This is a genomic window from Corynebacterium sp. MSK310 (assembly GCF_030227355.1).
Lineage (GTDB): Bacteria > Actinomycetota > Actinomycetes > Mycobacteriales > Mycobacteriaceae > Corynebacterium > Corynebacterium rhinophilum.
In genome coordinates this window covers 1-22,526 of sequence record NZ_JASPFZ010000003.1, presented here as the reverse complement: position 1 = coordinate 22,526, position 22,526 = coordinate 1, and the positions used below count along the sequence as shown (strand labels likewise).

Here is a 22,526-nt window from a genome sequence, read left to right as displayed (position 1 = left end):
GGGCAAAAAGTATCCCGCCGTTCCGGAGTGCGGAAACAGCGGGATAAAAGATTGTGGGGTCATTCTAGCTAATTAGTCAGAATCTTCTCAACTCCGAGGCCAGCCAGGGTATCGACGCCCCAAACAAGCGCGGTGATGACGATCAAGAAGGCGAACGTGATGAGGGTGTACTGCAGCATCTCTCCACGGGTGGGCCAGACCACCTTCTTCATTTCAGAGACAACCTCGCCGGGGAATGCGGCGACGCCGCCACCCGGGCTCTCGGTGCTGTTTTTATCCTCAACGCGGACCACGTTCTTCTTCGCCGAGTCCGTGGAGGTCGTGGAAGCCGCACCAGAAAGCTGGCGCTTACCGGTAGGACGCGGGGCCGCCGAGTCCTTCGGCTGCTGCTCATCGCTCACAGCTAACCCTCCTTGGGAAGTGAAATCTTTTTCTAGGCATGAACCTCCGCCCAGACATAACTTTGTCAACCCTAGCAAAAGGTGCACGGGCAGGAAAGCATGCCAGGGCGGGTGAGCCGCATCTGTGACAAAAATATCCCCGCCATCTGGAAAGCAGATGCCGGGGATCCTTGCAGGGGCGACAGGACTCGAACCTGCAACCTACGGTTTTGGAGACCGTTGCGCTACCAATTGCGCCACGCCCCTATTTTATTTTTCGTGACTCTAGAACGTCACGCGCCGATGACCTTACCAGATACCTAATTCCTCACGGAAACCAGTACACCGCTAAGGCCATAGGCACGGTAGTAAAAAAGCGCCGTAATGGCGCTTTTCTTTCCCGGTAGCGATGGCGAGAATTGAACTCGCGACACAGCGATTATGAGTCGCTTGCTCTACCACTGAGCTACACCGCCATGGTGAACACCTTCATCCTGCAGGAAGATATTTCCTCCAGACATGAATGGAGCCCCCTGACAGAATCGAACTGTCGACCTTTTCCTTACCATGGAAACGCTCTGCCGACTGAGCTAAGGGGGCACATCCCAGCATCAAGCACATCAATATTTCGTTGTGCTCTCCGTTGCGGACTTCAATAATGTAACCTGACACCTCCACTTTGCACAAATCGCCACGTCAGCACCCATAAGTGAAGAAATTTCCGGGGCTTATTCGATGCTGGTCCTCGCCACCCGGTGTGTTTGAATGAAAGACATGCTGGATCATAAAGACTGTCTTTCTATCGACGCCGCGAAGCTCTACTACAACTCCGGGTTCTCGCAGGCGGAGGTGGCGGCTCACCTGGGGATTTCCCGGCCGACGGTCTCCAAGTTACTCACTCATGCCGCCGAGCGCGGCTTTGTCACCGTGAGTATTACCGATCCCCGCGAGCAGTCCGATGAGCTGGTTTCTGCGCTCTGCGAGCGCTTTTCGCTTGCCGATGCCCGCGTCACCGCCACCCCTCCCGGCGGATCCCTGCTCGCGGATTTAGGCAGCGCTGGCGCCGCCCTATTGGAAGAGCTCATTACCGATCACACCTCGGTGGGCTTGTCCTGGGGCGAAACCATGTCCGCGGTGGCCTCCCATTTGCGCAAGCGGCCACTGGAGGGTGTGGACATCATCCAGCTCAAGGGCGGGCATTCTCGCTCGGAGCGCTCCACCAAGGATCTGCAGACTATGCAGGCATTTACCCAGGCCTTTAATGCCGAGGCCCACCTGCTTCCCCTCCCGGTGATCTTCGATTCCGTCGAGGCCAAAGAGTGGGTCTCCCGCGATAGGCATATTGCCAAGATTTTGCAGATGGGGGCATCAGTAAGCGTGGCGGTATTTACCGTCGGCGCGATGAAGAAAGAATCGCTCGCACTTAATTTGGGATATCTCACCGAAAGCGAAGAGGAAGAATTGCTCACCAATGCTGTGGGAGATGTATGCTCGCGCTTTTTCACCACCCAAGGCGACGTTGCCAGCCAGGCGGTGGATGAGCGCACCGTTGGCATTAGCCTGAGCGATTTAGCAACGCGTCCCACCCGCGTCTTAGTAGCCGGCGGTGCTCATAAGGCCGAGGCACTACAGGTCGCCTTGGATATGGGCCTTGCCACCCACCTAGTCACGGATCAAACCACGGCGCACAAACTGGTGAACTCTACAGAGAGTCGCCTTCCTCACCATTAATGCACATTTGTTAATTATTTCATTGACATTGGTGCCGCGGGGGCTAAACTGACTGGTGACACAGTCCACCAGTCCACGTTGAGGAGTACTCCATGTCTCAGACTGAGATTTCCACCCCGCACATCAACCCGCACGGCACCCCCATCGCAGAGACCGTTTTGCTGCCCGGCGATCCCCTCCGCGCCAAATTCATCGCGGATACCTTCTTGGAAGATGTCGTCCAATTCAATGAAATCCGCAACATGCTGGGCTTTACCGGCACCTACAACGGCAAGCCCATCTCCGTTATGGGCACCGGTATGGGAATTCCCTCTATCGGTATCTACTCCTGGGAATTGATCCATAAGTTCGGTGCGAAAAAGCTCATCCGCGTCGGCTCCATCGGTGCTATGCAAGAAGACATCGAATTGCACGATGTCATCGTGGCATCTTCTGCTTCTACCGATTCCAACTTCCTGTCACAGTATGACCTGCCGGGCACCTACGCCCCCACCGCATCTTGGAAGCTACTCAAGGCGCTGGTAGATGAGGCCGAGCGCCAGGAGACCCCGATCCACGTGGGCAATATCCTAAGTTCTGACATGTTCTACCACATGGATAAGACCGTCAACGGCCGCTGGGCGCACATGGGCGTGCTTGGTGTGGAAATGGAATCCGCCGCACTCTATGCCACCGCCGCCGAGGCCGGTGTCGACGCCTTGGGCCTATTCACCGTCTCAGACAATGTGGTCAACGGCACCCAGCTTTCTGCCGAGGACCGCCAGAGTGCATTCCACACCATGATGAAACTCGCCTTGCCGCTTAACGCAGTCGACTAAGCTCCTCTTCCCACAAAGGACAACTTCCATGCTGAAAAAAGTTAAGGCCATGCCGGGGGATCGCACCCAGGTTAACCCCAAGGCGGCCGTCCCTATCCTCCTTTTCGTCTTCGTCTTCTCTCTCATCATTGACAATGGATTCAAGACGATGACCATGCCGATCGCGGAAGCGCTGGAGATCTCCGATAAGACCGCTTCGCTGCAGGCCTCGCTGGCCGGCGTCATCATTGGTATCGGTGCCGTCGTCTACGCCGCCTTGGCGGACTCCATCTCTATTCGGAAGCTCATGCTGACCGGTATCGGGTTTGTGGCCGTGGGTTCCATCCTGGCTTTCATTTTCTCCGGTTCGTGGGCCATGGTGTTGACTGGGCGTTTGATTCAGACCACCGGTTTGGCCGCCGCTGAGACGCTCTATGTCATCTACGTGACCAAGCACTTGAGTGAGGATGATCAAAAGACCTACCTCGGCTTTTCCACCGCTGCCTTCCAGGCCGGCCTGCTCATTGGTGCGCTGACCTCTGGGGTCATCTCCACTTACGTGTCCTGGACGGCGATGTTCCTCATCCCACTTATCCTCCTGCTCACCATTCCGCCCATCATTAAAAATGTGCCGGAAGATGAGGCCGTGGAGGGCCACCTGGACGCACTTGGCCTGTTCTTTGTCGCCGTCTTCGCCAGCGCTCTCATCATGTTTATGCAGGATTACGCCTGGTACTGGCTCGTCTTGGCAGCCATTGGCTTAGTCCTGTTCATCGTGCACATCAAGAACGCAAAGAACCCCGTGGTCACCCCGGAATTCTTTACCAATGGACGCTACGTGTGGACCATCGTCATGGTGCTCTTTGTCTATTCCACCCAGCTGGGCTTTATCTTCCTGCTTCCCTATGCAGCCCAAGACCTGCACGGCATGAGCCTTGACCGTGCTTCGTTGTTGCTCATTCCTGGCTATGCCTGCGCCGTGCTCGTCGGTGTTTTATCCGGCAAGATCGGCACGGTGCTCTCGTCTCGATCCACCATCTATACCGCTTTTGCTTTGGTTGCAGGTTCCTTATTCATTGCCGCGCTCTTTGCACAGGTTCACGTGGCCGTGCTTGTTATCACCATCATTGCCTTTGCCAGCGGCTTTTCCCTGATGTATGCACCACTGGTCAATACTGCGCTGCGCAATATCACCGCAGCCAAGTCCGGTATCGCCATCGGCTTTTATAACCTCACCATCAATATCGCCATCCCGCTGGGCATTGCGTACACCGCCAAGCTGATGGAGTCCACCAGCTACACCACCACCCTGCTCATTCTCACCGTCATCGCCCTCTTCGGTTCCGCGCTGTACATCATTTCAGATCTGAAGATGGCTAAAAACGAACCCGCCCCAGTTTCCTAAAGGAGAAAATCATGACTTCCCAGAACCTCACCCGCTCAGACGTTGCTTCCTACATCGACCACACCCTGCTCAAGCCAGAGGCCACCCCGGAGCAGTTCCGCACCTTGGTAGAAGAGGCCACCGAGCTTGGCACCTATGCCGTGTGCGTCTCCCCTTCCGCCCTGCCGCTCGAGACCCCAGAGTCCCTCCACGTCGCCACGGTCGTGGGCTTTCCTTCCGGCGCCGTCAAGCCGGAAATCAAGGCTGCTGAGGCAGCCCGCGCGGTTGCCGATGGCGCCGAGGAAGTAGACATGGTCATCAACATCCCGCTGGCCATCGAGGGCCGCGCCGAGGAGCTGCAGGCAGAAATCCAGGCCGTGCGCGATGCCATCCCAGGCGAGGTGCTCAAGGTCATCATCGAGTCTGCCGCGCTTTCCGATGCCGCCATTGTCCTCGCCTGCCAGGCCGCCGCTGCCGCTCAGGCGGACTTTGTAAAGACCTCCACAGGTTTCCACCCCGCCGGCGGTGCCTCCACCCACGCAGTCAAGCTCATGCGCGAGACCGTAGGCGACAAGCTGGGCGTGAAGGCCTCCGGCGGCATCCGTACCGCCGAGGATGCCCTCGCCATGATCGAGGCCGGCGCCAGCCGCCTGGGGCTGTCCTCCTCTGCCAAGATCCTCGAGGAGCTTTAAGCCATGTCTGTGGATAAGACCTTCGATATCGACTACGCCCGCACTTGGGCCGAACACGATCCGGATGCGGACACCGCCCGTCAGGTGCTCACGTGGATCGAGGAAGATAACTCCGAAGAACTCGCCGCCGCCTTCGCGGGCCCCCTGAACTTTGGTACCGCGGGCCTGCGCGCTGCCGTGGGCGCGGGCGAATCCCGCATGAACCGCGCCGTGGTCATTCGCACCACCTACGGTCTTATTACCTGGCTCAAGCAGCAGGTCGATACCCCGGTCGTTGTCATCGGCTGCGATGCCCGCCACGGCTCCGCGCAGTTCCAGCGCGATGCCGCGCAGGTTATCTCCGCCGCTGGCGGAAAGGCCTTAGTCCTGCCTGCGCAGAATCCGACCCCGCTGACCGCCTTCACGGTGCGTTCTTTGGGCGCGGACGCCGGCATTATGGTTACCGCCTCCCACAACCCGCCCGCCGATAATGGCTACAAGGTGTACCTGGGTGGCCGCGTTGCCACCGGCCCGGGCGAGGGCGTGCAGCTCATCTCCCCGGCCGATAAGGAAATCGCCGCCGTCATCGCTAAGGCCCCCTATGCCGATGAGGTCCCGCTCACCTCCGATCACATCGAGGACGTCGATACCCGCGCGGAGTACCTCGACCGTGCAGCCGCGTTGGTCGGTGAAAATACCGATATCACCATCGCTTTGACCGCCATGCACGGCGTGGGTGCCGAACTGGGTAAGGAACTGCTGTCTCGCTGCGGCTTTAATGTCTCGCTGGTGCCGGAACAGGCTGCTCCTGACCCCGATTTCCCCACGGTTTCTTTCCCCAACCCGGAAGAGCCCGGCGCCCTAGACCTTGGTATTCAGCATGCCGAGAAAATCGGTGCCGATATCCTTATCGCTTATGACCCTGACGCCGATCGCTGCGCCGCCGCCGTTCCCACCGATGGCACCTGGCGCCAGCTCAGTGGCGATGAGACCGGTGCCTTGCTTGGCGATTACCTCGCTCGCCGCGGCGCTACCGGCAACTTCGCCAACTCCCTCGTATCGTCCCGCCTGCTCGGGCGCATCGCCGCGCACTACGGCCTCGGCCACGAGGAAACCCTGACCGGTTTCAAGTGGATCGCCCGCACCCCGGAACTGGCCTTCGGCTACGAAGAAGCTATTGGTTTCTGCCCCGATCCCAACGCAGTGCGCGATAAGGACGGCATCTCCACCTCCGTGGTGCTTGCCAGCCTCGCCGCCGAATGCAAGGCAGCCGGAAGCAGCCTCCTGGACCGCTTGGATGATATCTACGCCACGGTCGGCGCCCTGCACACGCAGCCTCTGACCTTCCGCGTCGAGGACTTGAGCCTGATTACCCAAGCAATGGACAAGGTCTCTGCTACCCCGCCGACCGAGCTCGCCGGCTCCCCAGTGTCCAAGGTGGAAAAGTTCGCCCAAGGCTCGAAGCTCTTCACCGAGAACGATGACCGCGTCATCGTTCGCCCCTCCGGCACCGAGCCCAAGCTCAAGTGCTACCTAGAGTCCCCCGACGCCGGTCGCCTCGATGCCATCGCGGCCGATCTGCGCGATTACTTTGGGCTCTAAGCTACTCTTGCAAAAGCCAAGCAGTAAGCTCTTGTACTGCTTGGCTTTTGCCTCCTGCATAATTCTTCTCTAGTTCTAAGGCAACCGATTCAAAGATTTTCTCAGAAAGTGCCTTAGCCCTATCCGCAGTAATTTGTCCGCGAAGATCATCTAGTGGAACAGCAATGGCACCATCTCTGCTCGGCCTTATCCAATAAGACCGCATATCCGCAGCGTACATTTTGGGAAACGTACCCGAGATTTGGGATTCAAGCACTACATTGCCAAAAAATAGTGTTGTTAGCCGCCTTTCTTCCATGCCCTTCATCGTATGCGAAAATAAAACGCTGGAAGACTCCTCTCTCCCAAGATGAGACGGTGCCTGATACTTCTCAATGGGCACGAAAAGCCGATTCAAAAAGCATTAGACGAGCCAAACCGACTACTTGAACAAGCACAAGAGATGTTCAATATTCCGATACTCCGGGATCTGGGTTTATCGATTGCTAAGAGATCAAGAGTAGAGAATTCCCTCAACAGCGAATATCAACTATTTAATGGTGATATGACACGTGCCATCGGTACCAGAGCGACCTTTGGCAACGATTTCAGCACGGTCCAAATCCCCGTTATAGGTACTGGATCCAGTTTGGATACTAGTTGTTGTGCTGGACAGTTCAACGCTATCCTCCTGCACAACTTCGTCGCCATTCATATATTTGATGGTTAATTCATCACCGGGTTGACCTTCATAGTGAATGTGGGGCGTATTCTTCTCGTTATCCATTTTCACCACTTGCGGATCGCACTCCCCTTCAGCCGTAACATTCCCAAGTATTGGAGCGTCTGAGGGACGGGGCTCAAAACCCTCCAGAGAAGTATCGCCATTATTCGGTGCCTCAGATTCTGCAGAGGGCTCAGGGTCTTGCACACCACAACCTACGAGCATTAAAGGTAAGCAAACAGTACTGATAGCAAGCTTATTCAACCGCATGCAGACACCTTATCAATCGTTCACGTACTGAAAACTAACCTTATTCTGGGCTATCACGAGCATCTGTTAGTCCTATTCAAGGTGTGCCGCGTCCCATTGAGCTTTCAGATCCGCCTTGCAGGAGAAAACGACGAAGCCCCACAAGCTTGTGCTTGTGGGGCTCTGTGTTGTGCCAGGTAGAAGATTCGAACTTCTGAAGGCAATGCCGGCGGATTTACAGTCCGCTCCCTTTGGCCGCTCGGGCAACCTGGCATGCACTCTGTGGTGCGTGTATGTACTTTACTATGAAGCACCCACCTACCTCCAAATCGCCAGCGCAGCGGGGAGAAATGGGGTGTGTAGGAGGGGTGCAGGCAAGCAGCTAGCCCACGCGGCGAACGGTGTAATCCGCGAGCTGGCGCAGCGCTTGGCTAGCGGAATTTTCCGGCAGTACGGAAAGCTGTTCTTCTACCGTGCGGAGGTAGGCGTTAATGTCCTCTAGCGCCCGCTGACGGCCGCCAGACTGGCGCAGGAGCTCAATGGCACGCTCGACCTCAGCATCGGTTTCTAGGGGGCCTGTCAGCAGCTCACGCAGCTGGTCTCCCACCTCGCCGTCCTCTTCCAAGGCGTAGAGGACGGGGAGGGTAAAGACACCCTCGCGCAGGTCGGTGCCCGGAGTCTTTCCGGACTCTTCTGGATCGGAGAAGATATCGATGACATCGTCCACAATCTGGAAAATCATGCCGATGGCACCGCCAATGCGGCTCAACGCAGCAGCGTATTCTGCAGAAGCGCCCGAGTGGTACGCGCCGAGGTAGCCGGCAGAGGCGATAAGCACCGCGGTCTTTTCCTGAATAACGGCCATATAGTGGTCCACGGGGTTGGCTTCGCCAGCACCAATGGTCTCGCGCATCTGGCCGGTCACCAGCTCTTCAAAGGTATCCGCGAAGTGGCCTACGGTATGGGTATCTAGTTGGCTCATCAGGCGGGAGGCGTGTGCGAGGAGGGCATCGCCGGCAAGGATGGCTACGGAGTTATTCCACCGGGAGTTGGCGGATTCCACGCCGCGGCGGCGGTCCGCCTCATCCATCACATCATCGTGGTACAGGGTGGCAACGTGCACCATCTCCACAACGGTGGCGGACTTAATAACCTCTTCACAGCCCGGTTTGGTGCCGTACTCAGAGGCAAGCAGTGCCATCATCGGACGAAAGCGCTTGCCACCTGCCTTGGACAGATGGCTTACCTTGTCCTTCAAGAAGTCCTGGCCGCGGTCAGTTTCACTGCGCAGCTTTTCTTCTACTGCTTCCATGCCCGCGCCAATGCGTTCATTAAGCTGTGGATCACCAAGATCCACGTGAGTGGCATGCGAGTGGCCGTGAGTCATTAAATAGCGTTCCTTGCAATTAAAAGCCAGAGATAATCGTTTATCTACCGTAGTCCAAACCAGCCCCCTTAACACACTTGAGGGGTTGAACTAGTGCAATGATAGTCCCTATGTCGGAACAGATCGATTCCCCCCGCCCTGTCGAAGTCGCCATCATCGGTGCAGGACCCGCAGGAAGTGCCGCGGCCACCCACGCCGCCCGCGCTGGCTATGAGACTGTCCTCATTGATTCATCCGCCTTCCCCCGCGATAAAACCTGCGGCGATGGCCTCACCCCGCGGGCAATGCACCAGCTAGATAAGCTCGGCATTACCGTTAACGCCTCCTACCGCAATCGCGGGCTTAAACTGCACGGCTACGGCGGGGACGTCACCGCCCCGTGGCCGCAGACCTACCCTTCGCAGGCAGGCACTGCCCTGCCGCGCTTTAGGCTTGATGCGCAGCTGGTAGAGGCCGCCACCGCCGCAGGTGCCACGCTCATATCCGGTACCCCCGCGAGCGCCCCGGTGATGGAGGGCAACCGGGTGACCTCGTTTCGCATTGGCGAGCAGATTATTCGGCCGAAATGGCTCATCGTGGCCGATGGCGTGCGTTCTGCCTTTGGCAAGCAATTGGGCCGCACCTGGCACCGCGATGAGGTCTATGGCATCGCCGCGCGCTCCTATGCCGCCTCCCCTCAGGCAACCGAGCCGTGGATGCACTCGCACGTGGAATTAAAAGACGAAGACGATTCCGTCCAGCCCGGCTACGGGTGGATTTTCCCGTTGGGAGCAGAGCTTGGGCAGGTCAATATCGGCGTCGGCGCGCTTTCGACCGCGCAGCGGCCGGCCAAGATTAATACCAAAAAGTTGCTGGAATTCTACGCCGCCCAGCAGCGCGCGGAGTGGGGCCTTGGGGACATCGAACACGTCACCTCTGCCCTGCTGCCCATGGGCGGGGCGGTCTCTAATGTGGCGGGGGCCAATTGGATGCTTATTGGCGATGCCGCCGCTTGCGTCAACCCCTTAAACGGCGAGGGCATCGACTACGGCCTCGAGACCGCAGCGCTCGCGGTGGGCATGCTCGGGCCGAAAGATTTCACCCTCGCGTGGCCAGCTACCCTGCGCGAGCACTACGGCGAATCCTTCCTGCTTGCGCGCACGGCCGCCCGCCTGTTGACCTACCCGCAATTCCTGCCCGTGGCGGGCCCGTTGGCGCTGCGCGGTCCGGTGGGCCGCTTGCTGATGCCCGCGGCAGCCCGCCTTATGGGCAACCTCATCACGGAGGAGGACCGCGACCTTATCGCCCGCCTGTGGCGCACGGCCGGCCGCACCGTTGGCACCGTCCGGCGCGATACGCCCCTGTGGGCCTCCACTGCGGCGGTCTAGGGAGCTTCAGGGGTTACTGTGGGGCATCGGCAAGCGGCTTCGTTGCCGAGTGCAAGGCAACGATACCCAGGGTGAGGTTTTGCCAGCCCGCGTTGGCCCAACCATTGCGGTTGATGGCCGCCGCCAACTCCTCTTGTCCAGGCCAAGCGCGGATGGATTCCGCGAGGTAAATATAGGCATCCGGGTTGGAGGAGACCACGCGCGCAACCGGGGGCAGCAGGCGCATGAGGTATTCCTTGTACACGGTGCCAAATACCGGGACGATGGGCGTGGAAAATTCCGCCACCGCCAGGCGCCCGCCCGGCTTGGTCACGCGCGCCATTTCCCGCAGCCCCAGCTCGTAATCGTGGATATTGCGCAGGCCATAGGAGATGGTGACGGCGTCAAACGTATTATCCGCAAAAGGCAATTTCATGCCATCGCCAGCCACCTTGGGCACGTCGCGCTCGCTTCCGGCGGCGAGCATGCCGCGCGAAAAGTCGCAGGCTACGCACCATGCACCGGATTTGGACAGCTCTTCTGTGGATACCGCGGTTCCGGCCGCGAGGTCGAGGACCTTCTCCCCCGGCTGCAGGTTCAGGCGCTCGCGGGTGCGCTTGCGCCAGCGCTTGTCCTGCCCAAAGGACAAGACGGTATTGGTGAGGTCGTATTTTTCGCCGACGGCGTCAAACATGCGCGCGACGTCGAAGGGCTTTTTATCCAGATCTGCCTTAGACACAAATGCCTAGTCTAGGCTACGCGGGCCCCAAGGGCACGAGCCGCCCACCGCGGCAGCTCCGGGCGCTGCCCCAAAATGGTCAGCGGCACCCGCCGGGTATCTTCCAGCACCTCTTCGTAGTAGCCCACCAGCTGCTCGCACAGCGCGGTCCACGTCTTCGAAGAAATGGATGCGCGGGCATTATCCCGCAATTCCGCGTGCACCTCTGGGTTTAAGAGTGCATCGACGGCATTGGGCAGGTCCTCGACAAAGCTATCCACGTCTAAAAGCAGGCCGTTATAGCCTTCCTGGATAAGATCCACGGGCCCGCCTGCCTGCGGGCCGATGGTGGGCACGCCAGAGGCTTGGGCCTCTTGGATGGACTGACAGAAGGTTTCAAATTCGCCGGCGTGCACAAAGACATCGAACGAGGCATAGGCCTGCGCTAGCTCCTCACCGCTCAGCGCGCCGGTGAACACGGCGCTGGGAAGCTGCGCCTCCAATAGCGGGCGCTCGGGGCCGTCACCGACAATAACCAGCTGAATATCCTCGCGGTCATTGAGTGCCGATAGGCGGTGCACGCCCTTTTCCGCGGCCAAGCGGCCGACGAAGCCGACTATGTTCTTCTTTCCGCTCCGGTCCCAGCTGCGGCGCAGGGATGCAGAGCGCTTTTCGGGATGGAATAGCTCGGCATTGACGCCGCGGCCCCAGTGGCGCACGTGCTTGATGTGGTGTTTTTCCAAGTCCCGGATGGTTAGCGAGGACGGTGCCAGGGTCATCTGGCAGGAATTGTGGATGGTACGCAGCCACTCCCACACGCCATAGGCCAATGCGGAGGCGTGGTACTTGGTGGCGAACCCGGCGACATCGGTTTGATAGAGCGCCACTGCCGGAATGCGCTGTTGGCGGGCCGAAAATGCGCCCGCTGCACCCAACACAAACGGGCTGGCTAGGTGGATGATATCGGGCTTGAACTTCCGCAGCGCGTCATCCACGGCCGTGGTAGGCACGCCCACCGGCAGCGAATCCACCAGCGGCACGCGCACGGTGGGCACGCGGTAGATGGGAAAGCCCAAATAATCGGGGATTTCTTCTTGGCCCTCGCGGGCACCGGGGGCGATGACAATCGCATCGTGTCCGGTTTCGTGCAGGTGCTCCAAAACGCGCAGCACCGAGTTTGTCACGCCATTGACATTGGGAAGGAACGATTCGGCCACGATTGCAACTCGCATGCCACCATAATGGCTTATTTTTCTCGGCCTTTGGTGAATCCAATGAAAAATCTAGGTAAATTATTTTTCAGCGGGATTTTTCAGCGCGGCGGGTGGTCAGGTTAATAAGCCGCCACAACCCCACTGCGCCAAGCGTCGACACGATGGCCACGGACAGCGCCGGTATGACCGCCAAGGTCCACTCGCGGCCTTCTACCTTCACCAAATCCGGGTTATCTTCGGCGTACTGCACCCATACCTGCTGTCCCTCGCCCAGGTCGGTGGGATAGAGCAATCCTTGCCGCGGGGCATGGTAGATCCCGTCACTATCTTGAAAATCCACGGTGGTGCGCAGCACGCCGACGTCCTTGACCGTTGCCAAGGCCCGGTTAGGCTGTGCGGAAATGGCGCGGTCATTGAGGAATGGCCCCACCACGAGGCCCACCGAGCCCACGATCAGCGCCACATAAATGGCCAACACGAGCTGGTGCAGCCGGCGCCGAAAAACCGCGGGCGTATAGCGCGGGGCCACTTACTGGCCCACCTTCTGCGTGAGCTTATCCTGCAGCGTCCGGCGCGTGGCACGGGTGGTCTGCGCCTCCACGATGGTGATGCCCGTGGAGTATTCCTTGAGCTCTGCCAGGGTATCCAGCAGCTCCTGCGGGGTGGTCACCAGGCGGTAGTCTGCGTCATAAGCCTCTGCCAGCTTGTCGATGCCCACCCCATGCGGCGTTCCAAAGGCCGGCTCGAAGGCATCCCGAAGCGCGGGCGCGCCTTGTTCCAGGGTTTCAAAGATACCACCGCCATTGTCATTGGCCACCACGATGGTGAGGTTTTCTGGCCGCGGCTGGTCCTCCGGGATCAATAGCCCATTGGCATCGTGCAGGAAGGTCACATCCCCTACCAAGGCCATCACGCGTGGGGCGCGCCAATTGGTGGGGTCCAGCGATTGCGTAGCTAGGGCGACGCCAATGGCTTGGGAGACGGTGCCATCGATGCCCGCCACCCCGCGCGGGGCGTAGGTATCCACGCCATCGAAGGGCATACCGATGAGGGAGGCATCGCGCACCGGATTCGAGGCGCCGAGGACCACCGTGTCATTGACCGCAAGCGTATCGCCTACAGCCGCCGCTACGTGCAGACCGGTAAACCCGAGCTCTTCTTCCTCCAATGTTGCGCGCACGGCCTCGCCGGCCATGTCGGTCGCGCCTTGGCAAATCTTGAGCCACTCGCGGCTTGGCTCCCCGGTGACCTTGACGGTGGTGCCAAGCCGCGCGTTATCCCCACGCTGGTTGGTAAAGTCCGCCGTGCGCGAGAGCACCACGAGCTCGATATCCGGGTCATTCATCAGCGCGAGCACCCCGCGGTGCAGCGTGGGGTGGCCCACCACGATGACCTGCTCAACCTTGGTATTGACCACGTAGTCATTCGCAGAGACCTGCGCTTTGCGGAAAATGTGCGCCGCGGCCGGGTGCACGGGGTGGAACGGTCCCGGCGCGGAGGGCTCCGCGATGGTCGGTACGTCTTCTAAGCCCTTGACCTCCCAGGCCTCATCGCCGGCGATGACGAGGGTATTTTTGCTCAAGTCCACCGCGACCTCGCCGTGGTCATAAAACCGCGGGGTAGCCGCGCGAGTGCCATCGCCACCTACAGGTTCCGGCAGGCTATCTCCTACCAGCGGCGCGTCAAAGGCGATATTGATGTGCACCTGAAGATCGTGCTCAAATCGCTCCGCAAGAGCGGCGATATCCTCTTCCGCGTTGACCTGAGAGGTATCCGCATAGACGCCGAAGATGCCATCTTGCACGATGGTTTGGGAGGCACCGGTGCCGATTAGCCGCTCCGGGCGGTCCGCGCTGATTATGGCGAGCGAGGTATGCGAATAGTGCGCTTCAACCACTGCGGGCAGCGTATTGGCCACGGCCGTGCCGGAAGTCATCACCACCCCGACGTGGCGGTGCTGCACGCGCGCCATTCCTAAGGCAGTAAACGCAGCGCCGCGCTCATCAATGCGCGTATGCACCCGGATATCCTCGCGCGCCAGGAGCGCGAGCGACAGCGGTGCGTTGCGGGATCCCGGGCACAACACCACATCGGTAAGGTGGCGCGCCAATTGGGCGGCCACCTGTTCAGCCAGCTGCATCGATTCATTCATGCTGCCAGATTTTACCTACTGCGCCGCAGCGGCCGGCAATCGGCAAATGGCAATCCCGCCACACCGTACCGCGCCGCCGCTACTACGTGCTAGCCCTACTGCTGGTTGCCGCTATTGCCAAAGAGATCCCGCAAGAGGCGCTCCACGTCGAGGTCATCGCCTTCTTCCAGGCGGTCCTGGATTTCCGGTGGCAGCTCGGTAGGAATATCTTCGGGGAGATCGTCCTGCAGGTTCGGCAGATTGCGCAGGCGCTCAGAAATGCCAGGGCCCGCATCCTCGGTCTCGGTCACCGTGGTGGGCACCTGCGTAGTCGTGGTTTCCGTCACCGGTTCAGGCGCCGGCTTATCGGCATCGCTCGCGGCATTGCGCCACATGAAGAACAGGGCGCCCGCCGCCAGGATGGCAACGACGGCGATGGCGGCAAAGACCCCGGCCATCCCGCTGTTTTTCTTTCCCTTGCCGCGCTGATCTGGGTCATAGTCCGACGGCACCGGCTCATGCTGCTGCTGGGCGTATTGTTGCTGGCCATACTGTTGTTGACCGTACTGCTGGCCATACTGCCCGCCGGGCTGTTGGTAGTTTTGTTGGTAATTCTGCTGGTAATCGGCGTTCGCGTCGAATTGCCGCGTCTCATTCTGCGGCTGCTGCGCGCCCGGAAAATACTGCTGTGGGCGCTGGTTGCGGGCATTACCGCCCGCATTATCTGGGACGCGGCCTATCTGGAGCGTGGCATCCTCGGCCGGGCCAGACCACTGGCGGGTCTCGTCAGTGCCGCGGTCATCATTATGAGAGCCTTTTCGGCCATTGGAACCGTTTTCACCAAAGCCATTATTTGTCATGCCTACCAGATGTACATCATTTTCCTGTGAGATCCCAGGGAATCTCCCAGATGCCAGCGTTGAACCAGGGAGGATGCTAGCTCTGACGTTGACGCGCCCGCAGCGCCCGGCCGGTCGCGGTATCTTCCGCGGCCAGCTGGCTTGGGGTGGCATCGGCGATGATCTGCCCGCCGTCTGCGCCGGCGCCAGGGCCCATCTCAATGATGCGGTCCGCGCTCGCCAGAACATTCAGATCGTGCTCGATGACGATCACGGTATGCCCGGCATCGACAAGCTTGTGCAGCTCCGCATTGAGCAGGGCAATATCGGCCGGGTGCAGGCCGGTGGTGGGCTCGTCCAGCATGTAGACCGTGTGCCCGCGCCGCGAATTGCGGGAGCGCTGCAGCTCCGTGGCGAGCTTGATGCGCTGCGCCTCGCCGCCGGAAAGCTCAGGCGCGCCTTGTCCCAAGCGGAGGTAGCCCAGGCCCACGGCCTGCAGTGTGGCGATGGCGCGGTGGATCTTTGGTTCCTCTGCAAAGAACTCGGCGGCCTCGTCCACGGTGAGCTCCAGCACCTCTGCGATGCTGCGCCCGTGCCAGGTCACCTCGAGGGTCTCATCGTTGAAGCGGGCACCACCACATTGCGGGCAGGTGGTATAGGAACCCGGCAAAAAGACCAGTTCTACCTCGATTTTTCCGGCGCCACCACAGGTGGGGCACTGACCCTGCTTGACGTTGTAGGAAAAGCGCGAGACCGTCCACTTGCGCACCTTGGCCTCCGGGGTGGAGGCAAAGAGCTTGCGCACGTTATCGAAAAGGCCGGTATAGGTGGCCAGCGTGGAACGCGGGGTGCGGCCAATGGGCTTTTGGGAAATCTGCACCAGCCGGGAGACCTTATCCAGGCCCTCTACCCCGGCAAGCGAGAACTCGTGGCCACCCTCATCTGCGTCATCTTTATCCTCATCGGCCACGGCGGTGGCAGATTCCTTGAGGGTTTCTGCCAACACGGTGCTCACCAGCGTCGACTTGCCCGACCCCGAGACCCCGGCCACAGCGGTAAATTGCCCCAGCCCGAAATCAACATCGAGCCCGTCGATGCTGCGCGCGGAAATGCCGCGCAGGCGGAGGTGGTTGGAGGGGGTACGGGGGGCATCGGCAAGCGCGAGCTCTCGCTGCGCCAAGGCGCGGGCGGTGGGGGTATCGGCGTCGTAGTCCTCGACCGGGCCGGAATAGACCACCTTGCCGCCGCCCTCGCCGGCGTAGGGGCCAACGTCCACGAGCCAATCCGCCTGGGCCACCAGGTCCATATCGTGTTCCACGAGCAGCACCGAATTACCGGCGTCAATAAACCGGCGGCACATCTCCAACACCGCCCCGCGCTCATCGGGGTGCAGGCCGGCAGACGGCTCATCGAGCACATACGCCACGCCGAAGAGGCCGGAACGCAGCTGGGCGGCGAGCCGGATGCGCTGCAATTCACCCGCCGAAAGGCTCTGGGTGGGACGGTCTAGGCTCAGGTGCGCCAGCCCCAGCTCCAGGGCGGAGGTTAGCGCCGGAAGCACCTGCTTGAGCAGCAGATCCTCCGCGGAATTCTCCTCCGGCTCCTGCGCGCTGAGCACCTCATAGAACTGGTCCAGCGGCAGCGCGCCCAGCTTGTCGATGCTCATTCCCGCATACGTCACCTTGAGCGCCCGCGGGTTCAACCGCCGGCCGTGGCAGGTATCGCACTCGCGGGATTCCATGAAGGACAACGTGCGCTTGCGCAGCGATTCCGATTGGGTCTCCTGCAGCGTCTTGGTGAGGTAGCTGGCCACCGAACGCCACGTGCCTTCATAATTGCGCTGAATCTGGTCCGCACCGCGCAGCGGTTTTACGGTGACCACGGGGCGTTCTTCGGTAAATAGGATCCAGTCGCGGTCTTCCTGCGGCAGGTCTTGCCAGGGCGAATCCAGGTCATAGCCCAAGTTCATGAGGATATCGTGAAAATTCTTGCCCGCCCACGCACCGGGCCAAGCCTTAATGGCGCCTTCCTCAATGGACAAGGTGGGATCGGGCACCATCGATTGCTCGGTGGGCTCGTGCACCACGCCCGCACCTTGGCACTGCGGGCACATGCCCTCTGGGGTATTCGGCGAAAATGCATCCGAGTAGAGCCCCTCAGGGTTATCCCCGGCGCGCGAGTACAACAAGCGCACGCTATTAGATAGCGCGGAGACCGTGCCCACCGTGGAGCGCGCCCCGCCGCCGGAGGTGGATTGCTGCAACGCCACCGTGGGCGGCAAGCCCTCCACCTGGCTTACCTGTGGGTCCACCGCGGAGCTAATGAGCCGGCGCGCAAACGGCGCCACCGATTCCAGGTAGCGGCGCTGCCCTTCCCCGTGGATCGTGCCAAAGGCCAGAGAGGATTTTCCGGAACCGGAGACTCCCGTCACCGCCACGAGTTGGCCGCGCGGCATATCCACATCGACGTTGCGCAGGTTGTGTAAGTGGGCATCGCGAACCTTGATTGTCATGACCACAATCCTACCCGCGCACCAGCTTCCTAAGGCAACGCTTCGGCCCGCCACCCTCGCCGCGCATTGCCTACCGATCTGTCTACCGCTCCGCCTGCCAAGAATTAATTTCACGCCCGCCCGGAGTGTTCCGGCTGGCGAGCGCGCCCTGCCGCCACCGAGCCACAGGCGGTGCATATTTAGCCAGCGCCCCAACTGATAGACTTCATTGTCTATTATGACGATTCCGCTTGGTCTATAAGCTAGAAGGTAGGGCTCCGCGTTGACCGATAACACTTCATCCATCGCGCTGATTGGACTTGGCCCCCGCGGCATTTCCGTCCTCGAGCGCCTCGTGGCACAACTCAATACTGTGTCTCACCCGCCAGAAAAGCTGACGCTACATCTCATCGATGATGCCCAGCACGGCGGCGGCAAGATTTGGGATATCAACCAGCCCAAGTACCTGTGCATGAATACCTTCGCACACGGCATGACGCTGTTTTCTGAACCCGGCTCCACTGTGGAGGCTCCGGTGGTTGAAGGCCCCACCATCTACGAGTGGATCCGCCTGACGCTTGGCGATGCCAACGTGCCCGCCGGCGCCCGCGATTACGCCGCTGCCCACCCGCTCGATCCACAGGTGCTTGAGGAATTCGGCCGCGCAGAGCTGGAGAAATTGCGTCCCGAATCCTATTTGCCGCGCGCGCTCTACGGCCACTACATCCTGTGGGTCTTCCGCTCGGTCCTGCAGGACGTGCCGGAGTGGGTTGAGGTCAAGCAACACCACGCCCGCGTGGTGGATATTGAATCCCGCGATGGCGCGGATATTTTGCACCTCAACAACGACACCACCGTTGAGGCCGGCTCCACCTTGGCGGTCACGGGCTGGCAAAACCAGGGTTATACCGAAAACGAGCGGTGGATCCTTAAGACCTTGGAAGATAACCCCAGCCTGCGCTGGATTCGCGCTGATAATCCCATTGACCAGGGCGTTGACTCCATCGAGGACAATGAGAAAGTCCTCGTGCGCGGGCTTGGCATGGGCTTTTTCGATATCCTCATCCTGTCTACCGTGGGCCGCGGCGGTAAGTTCGTTGAGGATTCCTCCAAGCCTTGGGGCATGCGCTATGAGGCCACCGGCACCGAGCCCACCTTTGCAGCTGCTTCCCGGCGCGGCTATCCCTTCCTGCCGCAATCCGATGAAGGCTCCCTGCCACCGGCCGCGGAAATCCCGCGCCTGAAGAAGGTCGTCGCCGAGCTATCCCACCGCACGGGCGCGCGCTCCATCAACTATGACACCGAGGTGTGGCCGGCGGTTGCCCGCGATGCCTACCAGGCCTATATCGATTCCCTCGCCCGCGTCGAGCCGGAGAGCCTGCGCTCCTCCCGCGAGGAGATCATCGCTGCCCTCGATGCCACTCCGGTGGATGCGGGCGTGGCCTATAACGGCCTGGCTCAGCTCGATGAGGTCATTGCGCACCACACCACCAAGGATTTCAGCCTGTTGCGCTGGATGCACCTGCTCACGGAGGATTTTTCCAACCAGCAGGAGCTCACCGAGCACATCGTGCAGAGCCTGTGCGAGGACCTGGCAGAGGCCCAGAAGGGCCCGGATAGCCCGGTGCGCGCCGCCTTGTGGTCGGTCGGTTTCTCCCGCAAACCCACCCAGGTACTGGGCGCCGAGGGCCGCTATACCCTGGAGTCGCGCCACCACATGTTCGATAAGGCCATTTCCTTGGGTCAGACCACGTGCTCCGGCCCGCCGCCCTTCCGCACGCAGCAATTGCTGGCGCTTGTCGATGCCGGCATTGTCAGCTTCGTCGGCGGCAATCCCGTCTTGGGTACGAATGCCGACGCCGGCGAATGGACCATCAGCTCCAGCGCCTCTGGCGGCAAGCGCATTCCGGGCACGACGCTTCTCGATGCCTGGGTGCACAAGCCCGATATCCGCCGCACCCCGCACGATTCCTTCATGCACTCCCTCGTGGAATCCGGCCGCGTGCGCGCGTTTACGGAAACCGCCAGCGACGGCATCGAGGTACCTACCGGCTCGCCTGCCGAGGACCCCGATACCCGCCAGGTCCACAACGCCGACGGCACCGTGGATGAGCGCCTACACCTCGTAGGAATCCCCGCCCACGCCGAGTACCCAGATACCACCCTGGCCCCGCCCATTCCGGGCACGGATTCGTGGTTCATCCAGGAAGCCGATAAGGCCGCCGTGCACGCGGCCCAGGTAGCCCTCGCGGGGCAAGCGTAGCTATCAGCGAGGGGGCAGGCAACCGCCTGCCCATTACGCTGTTAGCAGTTCCGTTCGGAGGAGCCCAGGATTCATACTCCTAGCCCCATGCTGGGGCAGGTTATGTTTATCTGCGTTCGGACCTGACCCCCATTTGGTGGACACCCGATTAGTGCGGATTTTGTGTCCGTAAGAGAGGATGTTCATTGTGAGTCAACAACGCCAGAAATACACACCTGAGTATCGACGTGAAGCCGCAAACCTGGTAATCGAATCGCAGCGCCCAATTGCTCATGTAGCGAAAGAAATTGGTGTCGCACCTGGCCTTTTAGGCCGATGGGTGAAAAATGAGCGTCAACGCCGAGGATCCTCCGATGGGCTAAGCGAGGCGGATCTTCGTGCTGAGAATGCTCGTCTGCGTCGTGAGCTGGCAGAAGCCAAGATGGATAACGAGTTTTTGTCAAAAGCGACAGCCTTCTTCGCCGCGAAGCAACGCGAGCAGAAAAGTTCGAATTGATGCAGCAGAAGAAGGCTAGCTACAGCATCAAGCGCATGGCACGACCGTTAAAAGTGTCTCGGTCTGGATATTACAAATGGGCCCATATGCAGCAGAAACGCTTATCCGGTAAAGATGATCGTGCATCATTTTACGATGATGTTGATCGCAAGATTCATCAGATCTGAAAAAGACTCCGACGAGGTCTATGGTGCCCTGTGAATCACCGCAGAACTAGGTGAGCGCTACCAGATCAGTGTGAATCGCAAGACTGTAGCCAAGCGGATGCGCATGATGGGCATTGAAGGGATTTCACCGCGTGCTTTCGTTCCAGTGACAACGATCCAAGCCAAGCGCAAGTCCACGCTTCCTGACCTGGTCAAGCGCATGTTTGATACTGGTGAGCTCAACCGGGTGCGGATGTCAGATATTACTTATCTGCGCACTGGTGAAGGCTGGTTGTACTTATGTGTGGTTCGCGATGGTCATTCCCGCAGGGTGCTGGGCTGGGCTATGGATAGCGTGCAAGATACTTCCCTGGTCGAACGAGCACTTCGGATGGCGCATACGCTGCGCGGTGACGTTGCTGACGGTCTCGTGTTTCACGCCGACCGGGGAACGCAATTTACCAGCGAGCAGCTCTGGGAGGTGTGCCGCAACCTAGGGGTTGCCCAGTCTGTGGGGCGTACCGGGGTGTGTTTCGATAACGCGATGGCTGAGTCGTTCTGGTCGACGCTGAAAACCGAGTTCTACGACCGGAAGCGCTGGGCAACCCGCGCTGCTGCGCGTCAGGCTGTGGCTTACTGGATTGAGGTGGTCTACAACCGTCGGCGCCGGCACTCCGCCCTCGGGATGGTCAGCCCTGTCGATTTCGAAAACCACATCACCCAAACCAGAAACGAAGAAAAAATCGCTGCCTAACAACTAGGTAGCTCCACTACGTGTCCACGATTTGCGGGCAACCCCAATCAGGTGTCCACCAAATGGGGTCAGGTCCCGTCGAGACATAGATATAGCCCACCCGCTGCCCACATGAACCGGAATCTTTACTCGCCGACATCACACTCACTACTTTCTGCAAATCTAAAGTCTAGATCCCACTATGCAAGTGTAAAACAATGGCCGAAGTGGCCCTATTTTACAGCAAACATTCTGCCCCAAACCGGCGTAACAATAGGGTGTACCTTGTTCTTCACAAGCCTGACTCATTAATTTCAAAACTATGATAATTAACATAGGCATTAATCTATGTATCCAGGTGTAAAGCGCGCTATCCTAAAAGTGCTGGAAACAGCGACATCATCTTTCCCCAAGGAGTATAAAATGCATAAAGTAGCGAAAGGCCTAGCGGCAGCTTTTATTGCTGTATCTATGTCGACAGCTCAAACACCAGCGATGGCAGTCCAAGCCCCACCATCACAAACGTTCACAGAAACACGTGCAGTAAGTCAAAATCCTGCCGAAACTCCCGCTTTCCTCGGCGGCGAGCTTCATGGACTCACAACTCAAACACTGTCAGTTGATGAATACGGTGAAGTTACCGCAACCATCAATAATGACACCGGAGAAGTGACTACTACTTACCCTGACGGTTCAGCCAAAACAATCACCGCAGAGGAAAGCGCACAAGCACTTCGAGCTCGTCTTAATGAAGCAAGCCCAGAACAGATCGCCGGCCTACAGGCTTCCATGGAAGAGCGCATCTCCAAAGAACAGGTATGCCCTTACGTTGTTGGCCTAGTCGGTGCAGGACATGCTGCATCTTGGGGCAAAGTACTAGCTCTAGCAGCTGTCAACCCCGCGATTGCTGGACTAGCATTTGCAGGTGAAACCGTATTCTGGACATGGGTATCTACCCACTGCTAAAAGGAGAACCTCATGCCACTGTGGATCATCGCAATTGTAGTTTTTGCTGGGGGCAGCATTGGCTATGCCCTTGGTCTAAAAAAGCGAATGGAAGATAATCCAAAGCTCCAAGGAAAAGGCCTTCGAGTTTTGTTTTCAAATAAGTAGAATATTACATTCGCTCCGGTTCGTCACTCATCCGAGTAGGCGAACCGGATTTTTATCAGACTTAACACGTCAAATAGGGGGGTGTTCCTATGTAGTTTGTCAATCTCGCGGGTGGGGTGGACGGGGGCGGAT

General features: G+C 59.4%; 19 protein-coding genes, 4 tRNA genes and 1 pseudogene. 10 read left to right on the top strand and 14 right to left on the bottom strand.

What is annotated here, in order from left to right:
• Window positions 1–68 precede the first annotated feature (68 nt).
• The 4 genes from secE to QP891_RS03680 form a co-directional block, all read right to left on the bottom strand.
• A complete protein-coding gene (gene secE / locus QP891_RS03695) occupies window positions 69–401 on the bottom strand; it encodes a preprotein translocase subunit SecE (RefSeq protein WP_284770896.1) in 333 nt (110 codons plus the stop codon).
• A gap of 173 nt (window positions 402–574) precedes the next feature.
• Window positions 575–647, bottom strand: a tRNA-Trp gene (locus QP891_RS03690).
• 137 nt (window positions 648–784) lie between these two features.
• Window positions 785–856: transfer RNA gene (locus QP891_RS03685), tRNA-Met, on the bottom strand.
• Between the two features lie 48 nt (window positions 857–904).
• Window positions 905–980 (bottom strand) — tRNA-Thr (locus QP891_RS03680).
• A 174-nt stretch (window positions 981–1,154) separates the two neighbouring features.
• On the opposite strand from QP891_RS03680, the gene QP891_RS03675 reads away from it, so the two are divergent.
• From QP891_RS03675 to QP891_RS03655, 5 genes are all read left to right on the top strand, one after another.
• Window positions 1,155–2,111 carry a sugar-binding transcriptional regulator gene (locus QP891_RS03675; protein WP_284816957.1) on the top strand — a complete coding sequence of 319 codons (957 nt, stop codon included), beginning with the start codon at window positions 1,155–1,157 and terminating at the stop codon, window positions 2,109–2,111.
• A gap of 92 nt (window positions 2,112–2,203) precedes the next feature.
• Window positions 2,204–2,929, top strand: coding sequence for a purine-nucleoside phosphorylase (gene deoD / locus QP891_RS03670; RefSeq protein ID WP_284770894.1), 726 nt, complete (start codon window positions 2,204–2,206; stop codon window positions 2,927–2,929).
• A 28-nt stretch (window positions 2,930–2,957) separates the two neighbouring features.
• On the top strand, window positions 2,958–4,313 hold the full coding sequence (locus tag QP891_RS03665) for an MFS transporter (RefSeq protein ID WP_284770893.1): 1,356 nt from the start codon (window positions 2,958–2,960) through the stop codon (window positions 4,311–4,313).
• 11 nt (window positions 4,314–4,324) lie between these two features.
• On the top strand, window positions 4,325–4,984 hold the full coding sequence (deoC, locus tag QP891_RS03660; RefSeq protein ID WP_284770892.1) for a deoxyribose-phosphate aldolase: 660 nt from the start codon (window positions 4,325–4,327) through the stop codon (window positions 4,982–4,984).
• A 3-nt stretch (window positions 4,985–4,987) separates the two neighbouring features.
• Window positions 4,988–6,565 (top strand): phospho-sugar mutase, encoded by a 1,578-nt coding sequence (locus tag QP891_RS03655; protein WP_284770891.1) that lies wholly within the window; start codon window positions 4,988–4,990, stop codon window positions 6,563–6,565.
• A gap of 1 nt (window position 6,566) precedes the next feature.
• Here the strand turns inward: QP891_RS03655 and QP891_RS03650 are convergent, their stop codons facing one another.
• The 4 genes from QP891_RS03650 to QP891_RS03635 form a co-directional block, all read right to left on the bottom strand.
• Window positions 6,567–6,863 (bottom strand): hypothetical protein, encoded by a 297-nt coding sequence (locus QP891_RS03650; RefSeq protein ID WP_284770890.1) that lies wholly within the window; start codon window positions 6,861–6,863, stop codon window positions 6,567–6,569.
• A gap of 231 nt (window positions 6,864–7,094) precedes the next feature.
• Complete coding sequence (locus QP891_RS03645; RefSeq protein ID WP_284770889.1) at window positions 7,095–7,538, bottom strand: hypothetical protein; 444 nt, start codon at window positions 7,536–7,538, stop codon at window positions 7,095–7,097.
• 170 nt (window positions 7,539–7,708) lie between these two features.
• Window positions 7,709–7,790: transfer RNA gene (locus QP891_RS03640), tRNA-Tyr, on the bottom strand.
• Window positions 7,791–7,899: 109 nt separating this feature from the next.
• On the bottom strand, window positions 7,900–8,904 hold the full coding sequence (locus QP891_RS03635; protein ID WP_284770888.1) for a polyprenyl synthetase family protein: 1,005 nt from the start codon (window positions 8,902–8,904) through the stop codon (window positions 7,900–7,902).
• A 98-nt stretch (window positions 8,905–9,002) separates the two neighbouring features.
• On the opposite strand from QP891_RS03635, the gene QP891_RS03630 reads away from it, so the two are divergent.
• Window positions 9,003–10,271 carry a geranylgeranyl reductase family protein gene (locus QP891_RS03630; protein WP_284770887.1) on the top strand — a complete coding sequence of 423 codons (1,269 nt, stop codon included), beginning with the start codon at window positions 9,003–9,005 and terminating at the stop codon, window positions 10,269–10,271.
• Between the two features lie 13 nt (window positions 10,272–10,284).
• Here the strand turns inward: QP891_RS03630 and QP891_RS03625 are convergent, their stop codons facing one another.
• From QP891_RS03625 to QP891_RS03600, 6 genes are all read right to left on the bottom strand, one after another.
• Window positions 10,285–10,989: a demethylmenaquinone methyltransferase gene (locus QP891_RS03625; protein WP_023016699.1), complete on the bottom strand. Its 705-nt coding sequence runs from the start codon at window positions 10,987–10,989 to the stop codon at window positions 10,285–10,287.
• An 11-nt stretch (window positions 10,990–11,000) separates the two neighbouring features.
• Window positions 11,001–12,200, bottom strand: coding sequence for a glycosyltransferase family 4 protein (locus tag QP891_RS03620; protein WP_284816955.1), 1,200 nt, complete (start codon window positions 12,198–12,200; stop codon window positions 11,001–11,003).
• Window positions 12,201–12,267: 67 nt separating this feature from the next.
• Entirely contained in the window at window positions 12,268–12,711 is a 444-nt protein-coding gene (locus QP891_RS03615; protein WP_284770885.1) for a DUF3592 domain-containing protein, read from the bottom strand.
• On the bottom strand, window positions 12,712–14,334 hold the full coding sequence (menD, locus tag QP891_RS03610) for a 2-succinyl-5-enolpyruvyl-6-hydroxy-3-cyclohexene-1-carboxylic-acid synthase (RefSeq protein ID WP_284770884.1): 1,623 nt from the start codon (window positions 14,332–14,334) through the stop codon (window positions 12,712–12,714).
• Between the two features lie 95 nt (window positions 14,335–14,429).
• Complete coding sequence (locus tag QP891_RS03605) at window positions 14,430–15,173, bottom strand: hypothetical protein (protein ID WP_284770883.1); 744 nt, start codon at window positions 15,171–15,173, stop codon at window positions 14,430–14,432.
• 76 nt (window positions 15,174–15,249) lie between these two features.
• Window positions 15,250–17,664, bottom strand: a complete 2,415-nt coding sequence (locus QP891_RS03600) for an excinuclease ABC subunit UvrA (protein ID WP_284770882.1) — start codon at window positions 17,662–17,664, stop codon at window positions 15,250–15,252.
• Window positions 17,665–17,926: 262 nt separating this feature from the next.
• Here QP891_RS03600 and QP891_RS03595 point away from each other — a divergent pair, with 262 nt between their 5' ends.
• The 4 genes and pseudogenes from QP891_RS03595 (at window position 17,927) to QP891_RS03580 (ending at window position 22,394) form a co-directional block, all read left to right on the top strand.
• Complete coding sequence (locus QP891_RS03595; protein ID WP_237791547.1) at window positions 17,927–19,906, top strand: FAD/NAD(P)-binding protein; 1,980 nt, start codon at window positions 17,927–17,929, stop codon at window positions 19,904–19,906.
• A 178-nt stretch (window positions 19,907–20,084) separates the two neighbouring features.
• Window positions 20,085–21,302: pseudogene (locus QP891_RS03590) on the top strand (IS3 family transposase).
• Between the two features lie 327 nt (window positions 21,303–21,629).
• Window positions 21,630–22,247, top strand: coding sequence for a hypothetical protein (locus tag QP891_RS03585; RefSeq protein WP_023028242.1), 618 nt, complete (start codon window positions 21,630–21,632; stop codon window positions 22,245–22,247).
• Between the two features lie 12 nt (window positions 22,248–22,259).
• Window positions 22,260–22,394 carry a hypothetical protein gene (locus tag QP891_RS03580; protein ID WP_023016690.1) on the top strand — a complete coding sequence of 45 codons (135 nt, stop codon included), beginning with the start codon at window positions 22,260–22,262 and terminating at the stop codon, window positions 22,392–22,394.
• Window positions 22,395–22,526 lie beyond the last annotated feature (132 nt).